General features: G+C 40.3%; 23 protein-coding genes and 1 pseudogene. 14 read left to right on the top strand and 10 right to left on the bottom strand.

All coding sequences use genetic code 11. From position 1 onward, the window contains the following. A pseudogene (locus tag EV200_RS11900) lies at positions 1–396 on the top strand (nitronate monooxygenase); the annotation flags it as partial. A 148-nt stretch (positions 397–544) separates the two neighbouring features. Here EV200_RS11900 and EV200_RS11895 read toward each other — a convergent pair. The 5 genes from EV200_RS11895 to EV200_RS11875 form a co-directional block, all read right to left on the bottom strand. Further along, complete coding sequence (locus EV200_RS11895; RefSeq protein ID WP_132532852.1) at positions 545–1,699, bottom strand: acyltransferase family protein; 1,155 nt, start codon at positions 1,697–1,699, stop codon at positions 545–547. A gap of 123 nt (positions 1,700–1,822) precedes the next feature. Beyond that, a complete protein-coding gene (locus tag EV200_RS11890; protein ID WP_132532850.1) occupies positions 1,823–2,731 on the bottom strand; it encodes a LytTR family DNA-binding domain-containing protein in 909 nt (302 codons plus the stop codon). Between the two features lie 197 nt (positions 2,732–2,928). Beyond that, complete coding sequence (locus EV200_RS11885; RefSeq protein WP_132532848.1) at positions 2,929–3,144, bottom strand: hypothetical protein; 216 nt, start codon at positions 3,142–3,144, stop codon at positions 2,929–2,931. Beyond that, entirely contained in the window at positions 3,137–3,442 is a 306-nt protein-coding gene (locus EV200_RS11880) for a hypothetical protein (RefSeq protein ID WP_132532846.1), read from the bottom strand. Before EV200_RS11880 ends, EV200_RS11885 begins: the two co-directional genes overlap by 8 nt. Positions 3,443–3,506: 64 nt before the next feature. Then, a complete protein-coding gene (locus tag EV200_RS11875; protein ID WP_165877919.1) occupies positions 3,507–4,349 on the bottom strand; it encodes a sensor histidine kinase in 843 nt (280 codons plus the stop codon). Between the two features lie 343 nt (positions 4,350–4,692). On the opposite strand from EV200_RS11875, the gene EV200_RS11870 reads away from it, so the two are divergent. The 9 genes from EV200_RS11870 to EV200_RS11835 all read left to right on the top strand — a co-directional run bounded on the left by EV200_RS11870 (position 4,693) and on the right by EV200_RS11835 (position 11,389). Then, the gene (locus tag EV200_RS11870) at positions 4,693–4,872 is read left to right on the top strand and encodes a hypothetical protein (protein ID WP_132532842.1); all 180 of its coding nucleotides are present in this window, start codon (positions 4,693–4,695) and stop codon (positions 4,870–4,872) included. A gap of 284 nt (positions 4,873–5,156) precedes the next feature. Further along, entirely contained in the window at positions 5,157–6,644 is a 1,488-nt protein-coding gene (locus EV200_RS11865) for an aldehyde dehydrogenase family protein (RefSeq protein WP_132532840.1), read from the top strand. A 105-nt stretch (positions 6,645–6,749) separates the two neighbouring features. Then, positions 6,750–7,793 (top strand): NAD(P)-dependent alcohol dehydrogenase, encoded by a 1,044-nt coding sequence (locus EV200_RS11860; protein WP_132532838.1) that lies wholly within the window; start codon positions 6,750–6,752, stop codon positions 7,791–7,793. A 22-nt stretch (positions 7,794–7,815) separates the two neighbouring features. After that, the gene (locus EV200_RS11855) at positions 7,816–8,742 is read left to right on the top strand and encodes a helix-turn-helix domain-containing protein (RefSeq protein ID WP_132532836.1); all 927 of its coding nucleotides are present in this window, start codon (positions 7,816–7,818) and stop codon (positions 8,740–8,742) included. Between the two features lies 1 nt (position 8,743). Next, complete coding sequence (locus EV200_RS11850) at positions 8,744–9,442, top strand: SDR family oxidoreductase (protein WP_132532834.1); 699 nt, start codon at positions 8,744–8,746, stop codon at positions 9,440–9,442. A 41-nt stretch (positions 9,443–9,483) separates the two neighbouring features. Beyond that, positions 9,484–9,735, top strand: coding sequence for a PnuC protein (locus EV200_RS11845; protein ID WP_132532832.1), 252 nt, complete (start codon positions 9,484–9,486; stop codon positions 9,733–9,735). A 349-nt stretch (positions 9,736–10,084) separates the two neighbouring features. After that, complete coding sequence (locus tag EV200_RS22100; protein WP_262707936.1) at positions 10,085–10,207, top strand: hypothetical protein; 123 nt, start codon at positions 10,085–10,087, stop codon at positions 10,205–10,207. Between the two features lie 181 nt (positions 10,208–10,388). After that, positions 10,389–10,805 carry a lysozyme inhibitor LprI family protein gene (locus EV200_RS11840; protein ID WP_208864537.1) on the top strand — a complete coding sequence of 139 codons (417 nt, stop codon included), beginning with the start codon at positions 10,389–10,391 and terminating at the stop codon, positions 10,803–10,805. 74 nt (positions 10,806–10,879) lie between these two features. Then, on the top strand, positions 10,880–11,389 hold the full coding sequence (locus EV200_RS11835; RefSeq protein WP_132532830.1) for a hypothetical protein: 510 nt from the start codon (positions 10,880–10,882) through the stop codon (positions 11,387–11,389). 91 nt (positions 11,390–11,480) lie between these two features. On the opposite strand, the gene EV200_RS11830 is transcribed toward EV200_RS11835, so the two are convergent. Further along, entirely contained in the window at positions 11,481–11,705 is a 225-nt protein-coding gene (locus EV200_RS11830) for a DUF6965 family protein (protein WP_188754097.1), read from the bottom strand. A 642-nt stretch (positions 11,706–12,347) separates the two neighbouring features. Between EV200_RS11830 and EV200_RS11825 the strand changes: the two genes are divergently transcribed. Then, positions 12,348–13,250, top strand: coding sequence for a metallophosphoesterase family protein (locus EV200_RS11825; RefSeq protein WP_132532828.1), 903 nt, complete (start codon positions 12,348–12,350; stop codon positions 13,248–13,250). Between the two features lie 681 nt (positions 13,251–13,931). Here the strand turns inward: EV200_RS11825 and EV200_RS11820 are convergent. Both EV200_RS11820 and EV200_RS11815 read right to left on the bottom strand, forming a co-directional pair. Next, positions 13,932–14,789 carry an SDR family oxidoreductase gene (locus EV200_RS11820; protein ID WP_132532826.1) on the bottom strand — a complete coding sequence of 286 codons (858 nt, stop codon included), beginning with the start codon at positions 14,787–14,789 and terminating at the stop codon, positions 13,932–13,934. Between the two features lie 116 nt (positions 14,790–14,905). Further along, complete coding sequence (locus EV200_RS11815; RefSeq protein WP_165877918.1) at positions 14,906–15,523, bottom strand: TetR/AcrR family transcriptional regulator; 618 nt, start codon at positions 15,521–15,523, stop codon at positions 14,906–14,908. Positions 15,524–16,101: 578 nt separating this feature from the next. Between EV200_RS11815 and EV200_RS11810 the strand changes: the two genes are divergently transcribed. Beyond that, positions 16,102–17,235, top strand: a complete 1,134-nt coding sequence (locus EV200_RS11810; RefSeq protein ID WP_229676732.1) for a PQQ-dependent sugar dehydrogenase — start codon at positions 16,102–16,104, stop codon at positions 17,233–17,235. A 5-nt stretch (positions 17,236–17,240) separates the two neighbouring features. Further along, positions 17,241–18,230: a gluconolaconase gene (locus EV200_RS11805; RefSeq protein ID WP_132532822.1), complete on the top strand. Its 990-nt coding sequence runs from the start codon at positions 17,241–17,243 to the stop codon at positions 18,228–18,230. Here the strand turns inward: EV200_RS11805 and EV200_RS11800 are convergent. Together EV200_RS11800 and EV200_RS11795 are read right to left on the bottom strand one after the other, a co-directional pair. Then, on the bottom strand, positions 18,196–18,594 hold the full coding sequence (locus tag EV200_RS11800) for a hypothetical protein (protein WP_132532820.1): 399 nt from the start codon (positions 18,592–18,594) through the stop codon (positions 18,196–18,198). The genes EV200_RS11805 and EV200_RS11800 overlap by 35 nt on opposite strands. Continuing rightward, a complete protein-coding gene (locus EV200_RS11795; protein WP_132532818.1) occupies positions 18,591–19,514 on the bottom strand; it encodes a hypothetical protein in 924 nt (307 codons plus the stop codon). The genes EV200_RS11800 and EV200_RS11795 overlap by 4 nt, the downstream gene beginning before the upstream one ends. Positions 19,515–19,856: 342 nt before the next feature. Here EV200_RS11795 and EV200_RS11790 point away from each other — a divergent pair, with 342 nt between their 5' ends. Continuing rightward, the gene (locus EV200_RS11790) at positions 19,857–20,135 is read left to right on the top strand and encodes a helix-turn-helix domain-containing protein (RefSeq protein ID WP_132532816.1); all 279 of its coding nucleotides are present in this window, start codon (positions 19,857–19,859) and stop codon (positions 20,133–20,135) included. The last annotated feature ends 988 nt before the right edge of the window (positions 20,136–21,123 follow it).

Genomic DNA, 21,123 nt, shown 5'->3' with positions numbered 1-21,123 from the left:
GCGGTACAAATCGGTTCGGCTTTTGCGTTAGCCGAGGAATCATCTGCTCACCAAGCATCTAAACATAAAATTATTGCTGCTACTGAAGGAGACACTAAACTGGCGATGAAAAAACTGATTCCGGTTAGGCTATTGAAGAATGAATTTGCCGAAGCTGTTGCCAGTGCTGAGGCTGAGGGCGCAAGCCGGATGCAGCTGGCAGAACTTTTGGGCCATGCCAAGGCGCAACTGGGAATGTTTGAAGGCGATATAGAAAATGGTGAACTCGAAATCGGTCAGGTATCGGCCATGCTGAAAGAAATCAAACCCGCGAGCACTATCCTGAAAGAAATATGGCAGGAATTTAAAAGCAAATTAACTCAGCTTGCGCAAATACAAAACGAGTTGGATTTTTAGATCAACAGGGATCCGGAATGCGAAAACTCCTTTTTACCGTATCCAAAGTTCGGTCATTAACAACAAATTTTTATTGCCTCCAGGAATTGCAGGCAGAATAAAGATCAGTGTTTTTAGGTAATCTCAGCCCTCCATTTTCAATCTATTATCAGATAATTCTTTTTACACCAGGAATCATCAGCATAATTGAGCCTAATAAAAAGCTTCCCATTACCACAAATGGAGCCAGTACTAAAAATTTGATTGCCGGATCTGCCAGCCAGTATTTAAAAATAAGCGAAATGCCTGTAATGACCAATGGATGAAAAATGTAAGTGGCAAAAGCACATCTGGAAAGTTTATTCAGCAAGGGCGATGATTTGTTCAAGGAATTTTTGCCCAGGCTCAACAAGGCAGTAAGAATCGAAAGTCCTATACACTGTTCCCAAACGGCATAAAGTAGAGATTGCCAGTGAAAGCCACCCGAATACCAGGCAATGGGCATATTAAGCTTAGCCTTGATCAAAAAGAACAAAGGAAAGAATATTAGACTTAACCAGGCAACTCGCCTGAGGCTTTTACCAACTTTTAAAGACAAGTTATCAAACCATTGATTCTTATAGGCCAATAAACCTATAATAAACATAACGATATATTGTGGAAAGTGACCTAGCTGAAATCCAAACGGTTTAAGAACCCAACCAACAGGAAATACAATCCTAACGAAAAAGGTGAGCACCCCCAGTAAAACAGCAAAAAGCAAAATGATGCCCGTACCAGGCGTTGGGATAGGATTTTTAAATTTAATGGTCATGAAGTGCTTCGCGCCAACATAGATCAGTGTAAATAGCAATAAGGCTGCGACAAACCACAGTACGCCAAAATCTATCCACAAATGGTAATCTGAAAGATATTGGAGATAGCCAATGTGATTGCCTTCAGCAAAATAATAAACGAGGTAACTTAGTAATGGTGAAAGCACAAATGAATAAAATAACAAGGGTATCCCGAGCCTGATAAAGCGATCTCCTAAAAACTGCCAACTGCCTTTTCTATCGTAGGATGGTGCCGTAAAGTATCCGGCAAGGAGGAAAAAAAAGCCCATAAAAAATGATTGGTTTAAGCTTACAAAAATTGTTGAGGGTACAATAGCGGCCATTTGGGTTGTTTTTTCGGTATAATACCATCCACCTGGAGCACAATACACAATAATAGTATGGTGTAATACAACCAATGTTGTTAAAAGTATTTTAAGATTATTGATATAAAACACTTTGTTGACTTTGTTTGGAACAGTTTGCTGAAGTAATATTTTGGATGCCATAAGGGAATGCGTTGCTTTAATTATCAGGCTCGGTTAAGCCGCTACTAACGCAAACATACAATGGATATCATGTTATTTATTGCTAATGTTGCCGGCAACAAATCTTTGTGATCAACAACTAGGCTATGAATTTTGGGTAAGACGTAGTTCTTGATAAAGCGCATTAAATGCAACAAGCTGTGCCCGTGAAACGGGTACCTTATCAACCGTATGATCAAAGGAAAGCGTATATCCCTGCGAGTTTCCAGTTACGTTTGTTATATATCGCATGTTGACAAGGAAGGCCCTGTGACAACGGAAGAAATTACGATTGGAAAGCAGCTGTGATTCAAATTGTGTTAGGGAAATTCTTTTTAACTCTGTATTTAGCTGATTATTATTGCAGGTTGCTATCTGGATGTAATTCCCGTCTGCTTTGGCAAAAAGTAAATCGTTTGGATCTAAAGTGAAATTATCTTGCTTGACTTGGGTTTTAATATAAATCAAGGTGTTTCCCGAATTGTTTTCTGATTTTAGATCAAGCGGAGTAAACTGGAAAATTAAGGAAGTATCTTTTTTGGATTCCAAATAGAATATCGCCATCCTCATGAAAAAATACAAAAGTATACCAGCTACAAAACAGTTTCTCACCTCTTCCCATAAATAGTGCCATGACCAGTTATTTGGATTGAAGTAAATCAGATCGCGGATCAGGAAGCTAACTATCCCTGTGAAAAGAAGTGAAATGCTGATATGTGCGTATTCCGATGTCAAAGACCAGCTTTTGTTTTCAGAATGCTTCGCCCGTAAATAATTAAGTGCAGTAAAGTAAAAATATAGGATTACTGCCGGTAATAAGGCATGGAGGCAACATATGATAATATAATAAACTTTCTGCTGCGATGTATTAACTTCAAAAGGCTTCAAGAGGATTAAAAATCCGAGAATGGCGCCAAAAATGATTAAAACTGTTTTAAGAAGATTTTTATTGAGGTAACGATCCGGATAATTAATTTCTTTAAATAAGTGCTTTCTGTTGAAATAAATCTTCATTGTCAAAGTCCGTTTTCAGACTCATCAAATTTATGGAATTTTATGTTAGGTAGATTTGGGAATGAGTAAAAGCTTAAATTGGTGGAAGGTTTTATCTTGTAAAATGTAAACTTCGATTTTAGTGAAAATGAATGATTGGTATTTTCATCATTCATTTGAATGACTTTCCAAAACGATCACTCGCTCCACCGTCCAAATTAACGGTATTGAACTTTTTCGAGCAAAGAAACGGTATGTGAGAGATTTTGGATCATTTTATCTTTCAGTTCGATCGTTTTGTTTTTTTCACTTAGCGGGCTTTTTAGTCTTTTAATTTCTTCTGCTGATGCCTGTGTTTCCTTTTTGTTCAGCTTGGAGAACAGTTTGCCCTTTTCGTAATGACTAAAAAAATTAAAGCCCAGCACCTCACTCACAAATATCTTCTTTAACTTTTCCCTTTACAATTGATGGTACTTCATTTGACTGGGTTGTTCTGTTTATTAATGCCCGTGCATGAACTACAACACGATCATCATTAGCTGCGTTTCTTAAATGCCCCTTCAAATGAACATCCCAGGCATTAACAGCTTCAGCAACTGATTCACCGCGGCCGATTAAACTTTCTTTGGTATCGATGGATATAAGACAAATAAAATACGATGGTTTTTCTGCAGTTTGAGATATTGTATCAAGTGCATGTTCCCCCTTCCGGTAAATCAAAGTTCCGTTCAAACAGCCTTGATTATGCATTTTGTAGCGACCTGGACTAAACAGATCAAATTCAATTGCCTATCTCTTAGATGGAAGATGGTATTTGAAGTGGTAAATAACTTTCAAAGGGAATGCGCACTGTTGTTCGGAAAAATTGACCCTCCGAAAAGTAACTGATAGAGGCAAGATTCCCATAGACATGTGCTAAACGCTGCTGAATATTTAATAATCCGGTATGAAGTCCGGTATCATTAATGCCATCACTTTTCAGGTTTTTGGTTTCAATGATGAGGTTTTCTTCCTGTCTGAAAACTGAAATACTTCCAGGGATCGCGGGATTACTCAGATCACCGTGCTTGAGCATATTTTCAACCAGAGATAATAAAACAAAAGGTATGATCTGTACCTTATTGCAACCTGGTTCGCAGTTAAACTGCACATAGGAGTTATGCTTTTTGATCCGGGTAATCTTAAGCAGGTTTTCCACCTGTTCGATTTCCTCACTGATATTTATTTTTTCAGGCCCACGTTCACTCGATAGGGCATATCTCAAAAGTTTGGAAAGATAATGCACAGTCTGCGCAACTGTCGGTGCTGACTTTCTGGTGTGGTCATAAATATAGCTCAGGCTGCTTAACATAAAGTGTGGGTTGATCTGCGCCTGCAGGTAGGCATTTCTGGCATTGGCCAGTTCCAGCGCTAACTTTGACTTTTGCACTTCTGCATTTGACGCCGCTTGCTGCATTTCCGCTGCTTGCTGGAGTATAGTGACCCGGTTTTGAAAAAGAAAAATAGTACTGCCTATTCCCATGAAATAGATCCCTCGCCATATTGTTGCCGCAATGAAAATTTCATCAAGACCTGCGCTTGCAAAAAATTCAGCCTCGCTGATGTAGCCCAGGAGCCTGTCGGCAAAGTTACTTGCCATTAGATATAGCATCAGTGCGAAGGGTATGGATATGGTCAATGTCAGTAATCTTCGTTTGTCTCCTCCCAAAGTAAACGGAAGAATCCAGCCGGAAAGGGTGTAGGCCAGTGCAATGTTGATGGCATAGTGTACTTAATAATTTTCGAAATTAGCCAGTTTATCATATACCGTATAGATGGAAATAATTTCGTAGGCAGCAAACAGTGCCCATAGCAGGGGATGCCAGCGGTATTTTCTAAATAACGTTTTCATATTTTCCTTCGTTTTAGGTCTTTCACCATGGGAACTGCAGACTTGACCACGGGCAATCTTTTAAGGCGATCAGTACGGCTAGTTTTCCGGAATGAAAGCAATCAATACTCTAAAATTGAGCAAGAAAACCGTGTTTGTTTTCCGCTCAGCAGCAAAAAGGGATCGTCAAACAACTGATCCCACCACCACAACATTGACCATCATCACCACCACGCACGACGGTGATTTAGGCAAAAAAGTGAAAGCTATTTTCGGCGGGTTTTCAGATTAATATGTTTACACCAGTCCATGAAAGTAGCATTATAGGTGGGGGACATAATCACCTGATAACCTTTCAGGTATAGTGTGTCCCCTCCACTTCGTCTAATTGATCCGAGTTGATGATATACGAGCGGTGAACAGCTTTGCTAAATTAGTAAAGGACTGAATTTCTGCACGTGGCTGCCAGGTCTTAAGGATTGGTAGCCACGTTCTGGATTGGCATTTCGGTAGTTTGGATAAGTTTTACGGTATTTGAAAGTGGATTTTTGTGATCTAAAGTAATTACAACAAATCATGGAAAATCTTCAGCAAACAAAAAATGTAGATCAACTCGTACTTGATTATCTAAACAGGGACACTAAAAAATTATTAATAAATGGCAAATGGGTTCCATCAATTTCTGGCAATACCTTCGAAAGCATTAATCCGGCTACCGAGGAAGTTATTGCCACTATCTTTGAAGGCGGAAAAGCAGATATCGACCTTGCAGTAGAAGCTGCCCAACGTGCTTTTGAAAGAGCAGATTGGGCAAATATTACGGCGCACCAGCGAGAGGTATACCTGCACAAAATTGCCGATCTTATCGCACAAAATGCGCAGGAGCTTGCCCTACTCGAAACGTTGGATAACGGAATGTCCCTTTCTACCAGTGCATGGCTCGTTCAAGGCGCAATAGATACCTTTAGATATTACGCCGGATGGCCAACCAAGATATATGGAAAAACCAATCCAACTGATGGCGGTTCTTTTAATTATACACTGAGGGAGCCTTTGGGTGTATGCGGTGCCATTGTACCCTGGAATGGACCAATTCAATCTGTAGCTTGGAAAATCGCTCCTGCAATTGCCTTTGGAAACACCATTGTAGTTAAGCCTTCTTCGTTCACCTCATTAACCTGTATCAGGCTGGGTGAGCTTATCGTAGAGTCTGGTTTGCCAGCAGGCGTGGTCAACATCGTTACCGGGCAGGGCTCAGTAGTTGGCTCGGCCTTGGTAGAACATTCCAATGTGGCAAAGATTGCCTTCACAGGGTCTACCCCTGTGGGCAAAGGCATACTTAAATCGACCGCCGATACCATGAAAAAAGTAACCCTAGAACTGGGTGGTAAAAGTGCAAATATTATTTTCCCCGATGCCGATATGGACAAAGCAATTGCTGGTGCACTAACAGGTTTTACTGCTGGAGCCGGACAGGGATGCGTGGCAGGATCGAGGGTTTTTATCCACGAAAAAATCTACGAAGAAGTATCGGCTAAGATTATCGAACTGGCAAACAAGGTGGTTGTTGGCCCTGGTACCGACCCCGCAAATGGAATGGGACCAATTACTACCAAGGGCCAGTTTGAAAAAATTCAGACCTACTTTGAAATTGGTATTAAAGATGGCGCCACGCTTGCCGCCGGCGGAGAAAGATCCTCAACTAAAGGCTACTTCCTAAGGCCTACCGTTTTTACCAATGTAAAAAATGGAATGAGACTGGCACAGGAAGAAATTTTTGGCCCGGTAGTAGCCTTGATCCCTTTTAAGGATGAAAATGATGTGGTATTCCAAGCCAATGATACCGAGTTCGGCCTGGCTGCAATGGTGTGGACTAAGGACATCAATCGTGCCCATCAGGTAGCAAAAGCGATGAAAGCAGGTACAGTCTGGATCAATACACTCTTCGAACTTGATCCTATCACCCCATTTGGAGGCTATAAACAATCTGGACTTGGCCGAGAATTGGGCGCAGAATCAATCGACGCTTATACGCAGATAAAATCAGTTGTAGTCAGATTTTAAATTATAACCAAACTAACCTTCAATATGGATAAATAATAACCCAATTTGGATAAGTCAAAAATTGGGTTATTATAGATCTTTGTTTAAAATAAAAATTAAAAAAAAATGATTCAATCATATGGATATGCAGCTCAAAGCCCTACGAGCAATTTGGCCCCATGGGCTTTTAAAAGAAGGGACCTTGCCGATAATGATATTTTAATCGATATCCTTTACTGTGGCGTTTGCCATTCAGACCTCCACTCCATCAGAGATGATTGGTTTCCTGGAATGTTTCCTATGGTACCCGGTCATGAAATTGTAGGAAGGGTAGCTAAAATCGGGAACAGTGTCGCTAAATTTGCTATTGGAGATTTGGTGGGTGTAGGTGTGATGGTAGATTCCTGCCTGGAGTGTGAAAATTGCAAAAATTATCAAGAACAGTTCTGTGCCACCGGCGTACAAACCTATAATGCCAAAGGGCATGACGGACAGCCGGTTTATGGTGGATATGCAGATAATATTGTGGTGAGGGAAGAATTTGTATTGTCTGTATCTGAAAAATTAGCCCCAGAAGCAGTTGCTCCATTGCTCTGTGCAGGTATTACCACTTACTCGCCACTAAAAAACTGGAAAGTTGGAAAAGGGCACAAGCTTGCCGTTGTGGGCCTCGGCGGACTTGGACACATGGCCGTTAAATTTGGTATCGCTTTTGGTGCTGAAGTAACGGTATTGAGCACATCAGAATCCAAACGGGAAGACGCAAAGTTATTGGGCGCACACCATTTTGTAGTTACAAAAGATGAAGAACAAATTGAAAAAGTGAAATCTTCTTTTGATTTTATACTCGATACGGTGTCTGCTAAGCATGATATCAATCAATATTTATCTTTGCTCAACACCAACGGCGTACATATCTGCGTGGGTATTCCGCTGGAATCTTTCGAAGTTTCGCCTTTTTCTCTTGTTGCAGGTAATAAGGCATTGGCCGGATCTGGTGCAGGCGGACTGGCACAAACCCAGGAAATGCTAGACTATTGTGCCGAGCATAATATCGTATCGGATGTGGAGGTGATCGACATCAAAGACATTCACCATGCATTTGAGCGTATGGAAAAAGGAGATGTGCGTTACCGTTTTGTAATTGACATGGCAACCATAAAAAATTAAAAGAATTGCTTAATTTAACATCATGAAGCAAGAAAGAAAAACGCCTTACCGGATGGAAACCATTTCCGAACTGCACCGTATTTTGGAGCTTCCCAAGCCCTTACATCCACTAATCAGCGTTATCGATTTTAGCAAGATCAAGTGTTATGATGATGACACCCTGGAAAGCGTGGCCTACAATTTTTATTGTATCGCCCTAAAAAAAGGTTTTGTGGGCAAAATGAAATACGGTCAGAATGCATACGATTTTGATGAAGGGGTAATGACATTTTTCTCACCAAATCAAGTAATTTCCACCGAGATTATTGCCGACCTTAAATTGTCTGGCTGGTGGCTGGTGGTTCATCCTGATTTTTTAAAAGGATATACATTATCGCAAACGATAGGAAAATATGGTTTTTTCTCCTATGCTGCAAGTGAGGCATTGCACCTATCTGACGAAGAAGAGACAATGGTAAATAGTTTGATGGACAGCCTTAAAAAGGAGTATAGCACAAGAATAGACCGATTTAGCCAAGATGTAATGGTTTCGCAGATTGACCTACTTCTACAATATTGCAACAGGTTTTATAACAGACAGTTCATTACCCGTAAAAACCTGAACAGCGATTTGCTGAGCAAGATGGATACGGTTTTGGCTGGATATTGGGAAAGCGACAAACTTCAGTTACTGGGGCAACCCACGGTTAAACACCTTGCTGATGAACTGCACGTATCGCCCCATTATTTAAGCGATATGCTTCGCGAACTGACCGGGCAAAGTGCGCAGCAACACATCCATGGCGCATTGATAGAACGGATAAAAATTTTATTAACAAGCACTAGCTCGAGCATCAGCGAAATCGCATACCAGTTAGGGTTCGAATATCCGCAATCGCTCAATAAGCTATTTAAAAAGAAAACATCGGTTTCGCCTACAAATTATAGAAACTCCTTTAATCCGAATTGATATGGAAATTAAAAATGCACGAATATTATTAACTGGGGGAACAACCGGTATAGGTTATGAAACCGCGAAGCTACTTAGCACTCAGGGAGCAAAAGTAGTTATTTGCGGACGTAGTGAGGAAAGCGTAAATTCGGTAGCGAAGGAGCTTGGGATATTTGGGATTAAAGCCGATGTAAGTCAGGAAGCAGATGTAGAGCGCATGTTTGCGTATGCCCTTGAAAATTTGGGTGGTCTTGATGTGCTGATCAATAATGCAGGACTGGGTTTTATGGGGTCATTGCTCGAAACTAGTAGCGAAGATTTTATAAAAATTTGGGAAACGAATACCAAAAGTGCCTTTCTCTGCGGAAAACTGGCTGCAAAGCATTTTATCGAACAGCAGTCTGGTAATATCGTTAACATTTCATCTATGGGTGCAGTAAGAGGATTTGCCAACGGCTCGGCTTATGTGTCTAGTAAAGCCGCAATGTCTGGCCTTACCCTGTGTTGGCAGGCAGAACTCAGAAAGCATAATATCCGTGTAATGCAGGTTAATCCGAGCGAAGTAATTACGCCGTTCGCAGAAAAAATTGGGCATCAATCTGTGGATACGGAGAAAAAGCTGAAAGGACTGGAGATTGCGCAAGTTATTGTTGCTATGTTAGCTTTAAATAACATCGCTTTTATTCCTGAAGCCAATGTTTGGGCAACAAATCCCTAACATCAAATATCCTTATCCTATTTACTTTTTGATCTATTAACATGGAAATTTTATTAAAATACTATGGCCTTGATTGGCTTTCTATGCTCTTAAGTTTTGGAGCAATGTTGCTTTTGGGCAACAAGGTTAAATGGGGATTTGTCTTTTTTATATTGGCCAACATCACCATGATAGTTGTAAGCTATATGATGATAGGAAGCATCGCACTTGTGGTGGGCAACGCCATATTTCTGGTTACTAATATCCGTGGTTTTACAAAGTGGAATGTAGCGGCAACAACACAAGAGACTTAAGCAGGTATGAGAATTGATTGAAGGAACTGGGCTTGCTAAAAAATGATGGTATGATAGAAATAAGCTCCAGTCAGTCATATAGGAGCTGGGCATATGGTGTAAAGATTGTACAATTAATATTAAGTCCAATCGAAGAAAAAGGGGGAGGAGCACACACAGCTTCCTCTCCTTTTTTTATTAGTGGACGTAGGCCGAGGTTGGGTCTGTCGCGACTGACCAGTTCAATGGTACTGACGCTGTTTGTTGTTCCTGCAATGTACTTGATCATAGAGAATATGATCAGCAGGAAAACCAGAAAAAAAGAGATTAAACCCTCAGCTTAGCTCATTAAACTTAAACACATATCATCATGACTACTAAATTCGAAATTCCTCAAACTAAAGAAGTTGATGTTTTTAAAACAAATGTGATGCATAAAACAGATGCCGAAGAAATTGTTCAATTGCTATCAGTCAATGAAGTAGCTGGATAAACCGGGATAAATTTACCCCGTCTCACCAGCAATAGATTTTTTGTAAGTTTTTGATTGGCTGCGTATTTGTAAATTGGCGAGAAGGGGTCAAATGTATCGATATGGCTAAGCATGGTAAACAAATTGCTCAAACAAAAGGATCTTTCTATGGTTTAGATTGGGAATGTCCAAAATTAAATCCATGAAAAACCTGTACCAATCCCTGATTTTCCTGTTGGCTTTTGTCGTCATGACGATGCTCTTTATCGCTCCAACTTTTGCACAGTCACAAACCGCCATGAATATGAAGGCCTATTCGGACTATAAAAAGGCAGATGCTGAACTAAATGGCGTGTACCAAAAGATCCTGAAAAGCTATTTCAGGGAAACTACTTTCATTAAAAAATTCAGGAATGCACAACGGCTCTGGATCCAGCTTCGTGATGCAGAACTGGCCGCTAAATACCCCAACAGCGGAACCTATGGTTCGGTGGCACCCATGTGCGAATCGATATACCTGGAAACGCTGACCAGGGACCGGATTAAATTTTTAAATTTATGGGTTACGGGAATCGAAGAAGGTGAAGTTTGCTTGGGCTCGGTCAAGATGAAATCGTAGCACATTCTGGTCTTTTAATGATGCATTAATCAATCCTATCAATTCCCTATACTTTTTACCTAACACTAATAACAATGACTTTTTATCAGCTCCTAAGACGATTCTTTTGTCTAATCTTACTAATCAGTATATTAACCTGCTGTAAGAAAAAGGAAGATCAACCACAACCCGAGGTAGATGTGCCGACGGTAGTTACAGGAAAGCTATACGGATCGCCTTTTACGGCGAAAGTGACACTGGAGCGTTATACAAAATTTGGTATGAACAACTATCGCCCCGAAGACCTGTTCAATATATACCTGGCAGGAGATGGATCTAAAACCTGTAGCTCGCCATTGAGTGATTTTTCGATACGCTTGACGGTGCCCAAAAAGACAGGCACTTTTTCGGGCAATGATACCTATATCCTGGTTAATGATCCAGGAGACCCCAGCGGTCAGGATGGTTCATTATTCTCTTCAGAACAAACCATTATCACCATCAGTTCCATCACAGGGGATAAGGTGAGCGGCCAAGTTAATGTGAAATGGCCGGAACAGAATATTGATTTTAAAGGGCACTTTGAGGCTTACTATTGCAAATAAGACGAGAAATGTTACTTTACCTGGACTAGTGGATGGAGATAAAACTTGTTAAATCCGAAGGATACATGAATAAAGCGCATTTTTCGCTTGACTATCCTGGTATTGGAATGTTGGATTTTTTAAGGGTTAAATTTAGAAACACTAAACGTTGCTCATCAATGATGAGCATCATCTGCGCTAATCGGTAAATGATTGGCTTATTGATTTTAGTGTCCGGATAGGTGCTTAAAGGAAGAAAATGGGATTCCAGGAATAGGTCATAATCGGTAACGATTACAGCAGCGTTTAAATATACAGGCATTTGTCCGCGGGGCATTGCTGAATTAATCTTCTAATTTATTCACTTCTTCTGCTGTCATTTACGGATATCTAAGCTTCAAAGATAAATCAAATCATGAGATACGATGCTATTTGATTTCATGACTATGAACATTTATTTATCTGTAAAGATATACTGCTTTTGTCAACAATAGCAGTGTTTTCTTAGGTAACCAAAAGCTGTCTTCTTAAAAAGGAAGTGAACATAGATCTTCTCCGAACACAAGAGTTGGCTTTGTCACTTTGGAAGGGGTAAGTATATGAATTGGAAAAAATATGAATCTTAGAAAATATATGGAGATTTCTGGAGTATATGAGCGGAAAGAATAGAAAACGAAAATGCAATTGTTGAAATTGATTTTTCTATTGAATAATTAGCACATGCGAATGATAAATCATGTCGTAACGATACTCCACAACACTAGTCTAAACGCACCAATGAATAGATTCCTAAACTATTAATCTTATCCACTGCCGCAAATGAAATTCTTTAGGATATTTCAGGTAAAGTGAACCAAATGTAGAGGCTTCCCCAATTGCACTTTCTATACCAATGTGGTACATGTTGTGCGCTTTCTGTAAGGAAGATTTAATATTAAGAAAATATTTTTGGCTTAGCTTTGCAACATAATAAAACAGCATGGAAAGACGATTAGCTTTAAAAAATTTAGGCGGACTTTTACTCCTCCCATCACTGGGTATAGATGCTACCGAACCCCCAAAAAAGCCCGTGCTCAGGATTGCACACATTACAGATGTACACCTTAAAAATGATTTTGGAGCACCCGATAAATTTATTAAATGCCTGCACCATCTCCAAGCGCAGTTGCCAAAGGTAGATCTCATTCTTAATGGGGGAGACGTGGTATTTGATATGAATAAAGAAAATATCCACACCATCAACGATCAATGGAGTTTGGTTAAGGATATCATGAAGAATGAGTCCAATATTCCAATTCATTATTGCCTAGGAAACCACGATGTTTGGTGGGGTGAGGATAGTCAAAATGACGTTTTTTATGGAAAGAAGTATTCAATGGATCAGTTGGGCCTGGCCAAACCATATTATAGCTTTGTGCAAAAAGGATGGAAGTTTTTAATTCTGGATAGTGTTCATCTGGATATCGATAAGAGTTGGTATATCGGAAAGCTCGGGGATGCACAGTTTGAGTGGTTGGAGCAGGAACTAAAAGCTACGCCTAAAGATATGCCTATATTAGTTTTATCGCATATTCCGATTCTTACCGCTTTATTAATGATTGAAGATAATATTGTAAACAAATGGACAATGCTTGGCGGTGATATGCATACTGATACGGCTAGAATTATAAATCTTTTTTACAGATATCCTAATGTAAAACTCTGTTTAAGCGGTCATTTACATATGAGAGACAAGGTGATTTACAATAAAGTTACTTATCTCTGCAATGGCGCAGTTTCTGGCGCCTGGTGGAAAGGGCAGAGGCGAGAGACACCTCCCGGATATGGTATTGTTGATTTATATTCGGATGGAAGCTTTGAGGAAAGCTATCTTACTTATTAATCCTAAGAAATGAAAGGTATTTAGCATTAAAAGCTCCGGATATCCATCGGGGCTTTTAGGTGTCAACTAACCTGACTTTTAATATTAACCAAATATTTATCTCGCAAAAGTAATCCAAGAGAATTGTCAAAATTTAAGGCTTCGACACTTACCTCCGCAAGAATATCGTCTTTGCTTTTATAGTATTTATATATAGTGCCATTGGCCACTGTTTAGTTTATTGATTAGAAATAGTAGTCTCATTATAAATTTTAAAACTTGGAAATCTGTTGAAAGTGATAGAATTTCTCCAAACAATTTGATTTTTTTGCTGTCTGGGGACATTGTCAGCTTAGGCAGCGGATGCAGTAAATCAATTCTGCAACGATTTTACGATAAAAGTTAATTGAATTAAAAGATAGAGTCTGGAAAGACCGACTACACAATACCTTCCAATTTAAGACTGTAACAGTATTTAGGTCTTACCGAATATTAAAGCAGAGTTATGGATTTGAAATTAGATTTTATTTTAAGGGGGGGAGAGGCCCCCTTATTTTCAATACTCAGCTGGAAATGACCACCTCATTTTCGCAGAACTGCTTGCGTTTGGTGTCCTTGACTGTGAGTTGCAAGGCATAGGAGTCCCAAGGGGATTGAAATCTTCAATGTACGGACCTGATTTTTTAGCATGCAGTAGATTAACTAGGCCATAAATGCTTTCTTATTCTCTTCCGTAAAGTCTTTAAAGGAACGTGGTTGGCAATTGGTAAGTCGGAAAACTTCTTCACCAAGGTCGTGGTCATGATTTTTTGCAACCACTTCTCCGTATTGCTCTATTAAGCCATTAGCCAACCATTTGGATGCGCCTGTTGCTCTTAATAGAATGCGGAATGCGAATGATGGCAAATGTATGTACCGTACTTTTTTACCTAATACTTCGGACAGTTTTGAAGATGCTTCTTTCATATCTAACGTTTCAGGTCCATTCAAATAGTAGGTCGCTCTCTTGTGATGATCTTGTGTTAAAACATGGTAAGCAACACTACCTATATCTTGTGCATCAATGTAACCCACCAAACCATTACCACTAATCTGTGGCAAATACCCCTTTGAGATTGGTTTAGTCATCGTCAAAAAGTTTTGCATGAAAGCAGTTGGTTTGAGTATCGTCCAGTCGATACCAGATTTCCGGAGGTAATGATCAATATGAGCGTGATTTTTTGCCCATGGAACAGAGCATCTCAAATTTGCATCTGATGCAGATACCCGGACGATATAAGTGATTTCTGCTTCTTTTGCCACGTCAATAACTTTAGTTTCGCTTTCAAGCTGGTTTTTATTTGGCGGACTGACCAAAAATAAAGTCTTGCACCCTTTCATAGCCGACCTTAAACTATCTGAATCTTCAAAATTACCCAAAACTGCATCAATGCCTTTCTTAAGCATTTTTTCCACTTGATCTTCTTTGCGGCACATGGCACGAAATGGCTTTTTGTTTTCAGCCAGCAATTGACATAGTTTCTGGCCAATAACACTTGTTGCTCCTGTTACTAAAATCATAATTATTCGTTTTAATGATATATATATATTATTTGATATTTCTCACCTGATAATGGAATCCTATGTAATTTTAAATGATTTCAAAAATGACTATTAGTCACTTTTGTTCAAAAAAATTATACCTTTAATCCACCTATTAAAATTTCAGCATATAATTTCAGCAAATCTTCTTGCCCGAGTTTAACAATCTCTTTAATGAACACTTTCTTTGCATCTACAAAATTCATCAAACCCATACAACTTCCCCAAATCATATAGGTGCAGTAGGAAGGGTCCAAATCTTTTTTTATTAAACCGGCTGACTGGCATTGAATGAGATAGTCTGTAAAGTAATTCTTTATTTCTAAGCTAATTTTGAGATAATTACGCATTTCACTCTGAAATTCAGGTCTTTCCATGTGAGTGAAAAGCTCAAAATATTTTGGATATTTCAAGTAATATTTGTAAAAGGCCATAACTAAGGAATTCAAGCCGTCCATTTGATCTTTTTCTTTCTGTACTGATTCCTTAAAATGATTGAGTAATATTGTCAGCCCTTTAACACTCACTTCTGCTAGGACATCATCTTTACTTTTATAATATTTATATATGGTTCCCTTGGCAACGCCCAGATGACCAATTACCTTATCAACTGTAAAATCCCTTACACCGACAGTCGTCAAAATGTAATCTGCCGCGTTAATAATCTCTTGTTCCCTGAGCGATTTAGATAGATGTTTTTTTGGTGAATTCATTAAGTGACTGTTAGTCATTATAAGACAATATATTTATTAATTTGTTTTGAATTTTTTAGATTTAGTTACACGCTGAGGTACGCAGTTTAAAGCAAAGTGATGTAATAGACAGATCTTTTAATTTGATCAAGCAGACTTTTGCGGTCTGGCACAGAATAGGGGAAAGACATTTATTATCATGAATGTTTATTTCCCTCTATGTTCATGAGGCAAAATAAAACGCAGACGGTGATGCGTCGGGCCTTTTAGCAAAGCCAGCTTGTGATAAAAGTATCAATTGGGGTTTACCTGTAAATTCCTGATTGGGTATATATCAGGTTTTAGATATATCGGATCAGATCCGATTGAGATATGACTCATTATTAAAAACGAAAATCACAAACTTCATTCAAAAGCATTATAAAGGGTATATCTACTCAAATGATACCCTTATTATACTCCCTGCAAATGCGTATTAATAAAGGTAGTTATTCTTAAACCATCCAACATACTCCATGTTCTCTCTGTCTAGACATAAACATATGATGAAAGTGAAACTATTGATATTTATCTTCTGCTGCTTTACAAGCCTGGGATCCGTGAACGCTCAGCGTGGGCTTCCGCCCAAACAGGGTACCAAAAGTATGCTGGTAACCAATTACCCTCAACACCTGGATTTTTTGCCTGAAATGGTCAGTCTTCTGAAAGTTCCCCAGGGCTGGGAAGTAAAGGCAGCAGCTGTTGGACTGGGGAAACCGAGGATGTTATACCCCGCTCTAAATGGGTCATTATACGTCACGCGCAGGGACGGTGGAGATGTGCTGATGCTTACAGATAATGATGGAGATGATCAATTCGATGAAATCAAAACTGTTCTTTATGATTTCAAGGGTGTGCATGGCATCACCATGAAAGACAATTACCTGTATCTCTGCAACAATACCCAGCTAAGGCGATACCCGCTAAAAGCAGACGGCACCCTTGGTGATATGGAACTTCTGATCAGTGACCTTCCAAATGGCGGTCAGCATCCGAACCGTACAATGAGTTTTGGACCGGATGGCCTGTTATATTTATCAGTCGGGACCTTGTGTAATGATTGTAAGGAAAGTGATAAGGATGCGGCTACCATGTTGCAGATTGATCCAAAAACCTGGAAGAGGACTATTTTTGCCAGTGGACTTCGAAACACTATAGGTTTCGACTTTCATCCGCAGACCGGAGAATTATGGGGCATAGACAATGGCGGCGACGGAAAGGGAAACACATGGCCACCTGAAGAGGTGAACCGAATTGTAAAGGATGGAAATTATGGTTATCCGTTCGCTTACGGAAAGCAGGAAGTTGATCAGAGCAGGGAAGATCCTGCAGGCGACATTAAGGAGTCAGTGGTTAAGACTACCCAGCCTTCTGTCTTGGAACTTACCGCGCATATGGCCCCCATTGCATTCGTGTTTTTTAAGGGCCAGTCTGGAATCCCTGCGGAATATAAGGGCGATGGATTAGTAGCCTGGCACGGGTCGTGGAATGCCAAAAAGGCGGTCGGTTTTAAGGTTCAACGCATCCGGTTTAAAAATGGTACAGCTGTTGGCGCAGAGGATTTTCTTACGGGCTTTTTACAAGGCAATAACCGTTTTGGAAGACCTGCAGGAATCACCATCAGCCAAAAAGGTGTAATTTATGTTTCGGATGATGCAAACGGGGTAATTTATTCTATCAAACAAAAAATCTAGTCAACATGAAAATCTATCACTATATATTCTTCGGCCTTGTTCTTATTGCCGGATGCAAGGTCCTTCAGCCTGAGCCAACACAGCGGATCACCTTCACTGCAGAAGACAGTTACCCGGAGGGAATTGCCTATGATAATAGCCGCAATCTTTATTATGTTTCCTCAGCTAGACTTGGGACTATTGGAAAGGTGACCCCTGCTGGCGCTTACTCTACGCTATATTCCGACAACAGTTTAAAATCATCATATGGAATGAAGATCCACCCGGATGGAAGGCGACTATATGTTTGCATCGGCGATGCGAACTACAGTAAGTTTACCTCTTCTGATACCCGAACAAAGATGGCTCGCCTTCTGATCATTGACCTGGAAAGCGGGAAGATGCTCTCCGATGTGGATCTTTCCGGACTAAAGGCTGGAAAGCACTTTCCAAATGACCTCACCTTTGATGACGCGGGCAATGCATATATCACTGATAGCTTCGCCCATTCGATCTATAAAATCGATGCGAATGCCAAGGCTAGCCTTTTTGCAAATGATGAAAAATTCGTGACCGAGGGAATTGGCATCAATGGAATAGCTTTTCATAAATCAGGCTTCTTGATTGTGGATAACAGTGCGACCGGTATGTTATACAAAGTAATGCTGAACAATCCAAAAAATGTGGAACGGATCAAAACTGATCAGTTTTTCCTTGGAGCAGACGGATTGTTATTGAGTGCAGGCGACTCTCTCACCGTCGTTGTCAATGGTGGAAACGATAAGATTTTTAAATTAATTTCAACCGATGAATGGAAAAGCGTAAAGCTCGCAGCCACAACCCTAATCATTGATCGTTTTACCTATCCTGCTACAGCGACGCTAAATGAAGGACAGGTCTGGGTAATGAATGCAAGATTCAACGAACTACTGGATAGTAACGCCGTTCCCTCAAAACAGTTTGCTATCCAAAAAGCGGTATTCAAGCCTGTGCCAAAACCGAAAGAAAAACAATAAACGGGGTGCGCGCATAAACCTGCTTGGCTAAAACAGGGTTTGGAAGTGCGGCTACTCGGCTTTGATTTTTATTATCGACGATAATGCTGAAGACATCAGTATGATCAGTTTTGTCTTTAATGGGAAGGCCCATTTTTTCCTGCGCAAGGGCAAGCATGGTGACCATCATTTCGATCACTTTTTCAATGTCCTGGTCGGCGTTTGCGTAATAGACATTCTTAAAACTTTTAGAGGAGATCTGATCCTGCTCTGTGGTACTGTAATGTTTGGCGATGAACTGATGAAGCATTTTGGGGCTTTGGAAAACGATCATTTTGGCTTCCACCTGAAGGCGGATGAATATGGCCAGCTGACGTACGGTCATGTTGACTTTGTAGCTGTTTTCCAGTAAACCACCGTACTGGAGTCTGCTGCGATCTGGTTGATGGATTCCAGGTGTTTGAGTTCTGCATCAATGAAGCTTAGTAGCGCCTGGCCGATCGGCGGGTAATTCGCATCGTATGGGCGGGCGGATGTTGCCCTTGCCTGGTCAATGGTCTTTCTGATAACATACAGGGTGCGGTATTGATTCGGGCGGTGTTCGCATTTGCTGATTTCACTTTGAAAGTATTGGCCGCAGAACGCATAGCAGGTGGGATGATTGAGGTTTAGAGCGATCAGGGTGAGAATGAGTGTTAAGGGTTCTTCATAGGTTCCAAAAGATGCTGTTTTTAGCAGTAGGGTCGTGAAAAAATGATCCATAAATTCCTGGGATGCATAGCTTATGGGATTTTCGGGATTGATCAAGGCATCAAGCATGGTGGTAAATGCGGAAAGAATTTCGGGATGTAGACCTTTGTCAGAAAGTATACTGGTCACTTGCTGGATGGACTTGCCGGATCTGGCCCGAAATGGGTGAATTAGCGTGATGGGAAGCGGGTTTGTATGGCGGAATGCTTTTGGAAAATTCATTTTGAGCTGCAAAAGCAGGTTCAGTATTTCTTGCTTGAAGGCATTCAGCAGGGACAGATCTTTCACTTGAGTTTCTTCCTTCCTGGTGTGCTGGCAATCTTGATGTTCAGCTATTCTTGAGAGCATTTGTTCCAGACCCTGCTGATGCAGTTGGATATAGCTGCGGACCTGGTCCTGGTGAAGCGGACAGGCTTGCTGCAGGAGGGCCCGATAGGTGCGTTTGATTTCAGCTTCCAGGCTGGTTTCTTTCAGGTCTTCCTGTTCCTTGCAGGCTGCATCTTTGCTTAGGAGGATTTCCAGGCGATCACTAAGGCCAAAAAGTTCATAATTCATTTTACGATGGATTAGCAGTTGAATATAGGGAAGGGACGGGCAACGGCGCCGTATGCTTGGTGAACTGCATGGTTTCCGTGGTGAAACCGGTGTTTCGGTTACTTGTCAGCTGGATTGTGACCGGGAATAATGCTCGCTGGGGTGATTATCTGCTAGGGTTGCTGCCACCGGCAACCTTTCGGCAACTTGACGAATGTGGAAAATTTTATTTTATTTGCCTGATATTGAGGTGTCTATCTTTTTTCTCGGATATTAAAGGGGTTGATGTTCAGTGCCGGAGCAAGGTCATGATTCGCAAACAAAGGAGCAGATGCCAATAGTTAACTTTTGAATATTTGAGGTATGAATAAAATGGATGCGCTTTTGGATATTTTATCTAAAATTTATCAGATTCTGGTATTGGTTTACAACAATAAGTTTCATGGAAACCTGGCTTTTGACGAAGACCCTCAGATGGACCGGCAGGATGTAAAGGATTACCTGGGTATTAGTGAAAGCACTTATAAGCGTAAGGTTAAAGATGGAAAGCTCAAACCGATGAAGCTTCCAGGAGGTGATAAGTTTTATAAGAGTGAACTGCTGGCGGAGTATAAACAAAGTAAGCGCAGGGGGAGGATATGAGATGCGCTTACTGGTGAAGGGAAAGGTATGCTTCGCCTTGTAGATGATTGGCTGGCAAAGCAGATCTGATCCGGGCTTTGGTGTTTCGGAGAAAGAAAATTTTTCTATTTCAGTCTTTATTTTCGGAATACATGTTTTATAAAATAATACTCAATTCTGCCTGAACGCATAGTTGTTCTTCTCTTGCTGTATATTAACTAAAGTTAATAAATAACCATGCATCTGTTAACGGAAAACAACGTGTAGCCTGTTTTATCTTGCATTGAGTGATCCAGCGATGCAAACTGGTAGGTTTAAAATGAAATACGGTGTTTTCGCTGAAGAATTTCCATATTTTAAAGATTCTTTTTTAAAAAACATCTCGAGCTTTCGCTCTAGCCCTATATTTATGCGATTAATTTTGATCCCCCGGGCCATCAATTGCCCGGTTAAAAATAGGGTACATTCGACCATGTTTCAATTTTACTGGAATTGCTATCGGCAAATACTGTTATTTCTTTAAGGTTCATCAGGCGATAATTTTGTTAAATGCTAGCATAATACAGATCTGAAACAAGATTCGCAAATGTGTTTTTATTGTTTGCCCCTTACCTTATAATAAACCAGTAGCGCGCATTTGGCCTAGGCAAGGTAAAACGACATCAAATTTAATTTTTTGGAAAACAAAAAAATCTTACTGTGTCATATTTCAATATGAAACCTTACGATGTAGATCAGTTTCCTTCTGATCGGTATATTGTTGTTAGGATTAACCCATTTTTGCTTCTATTTTGGTATTATTCCAACTTAACCGATAAGGTAAACCATCACGTCTTTGCCTTAACCCATCTTCTTGTGTTCGTACTATAAATTCTTTGTCTACCCCAATCAGTAATAATCTCCCTGAATCAATGCCTTTGCTGATCAAAAGCCCGACTACATTTGATCTGACAACGACCACATTGGTACCAGTCTATCCAAGGCATATGATATGGTTCAACCCACGCAT

It is taken from the genome of Pedobacter psychrotolerans (genome assembly GCF_004340665.1).
GTDB lineage: Bacteria > Bacteroidota > Bacteroidia > Sphingobacteriales > Sphingobacteriaceae > Pedobacter > Pedobacter psychrotolerans.
This window is presented reverse-complemented; position numbering and strand designations above follow the sequence as displayed.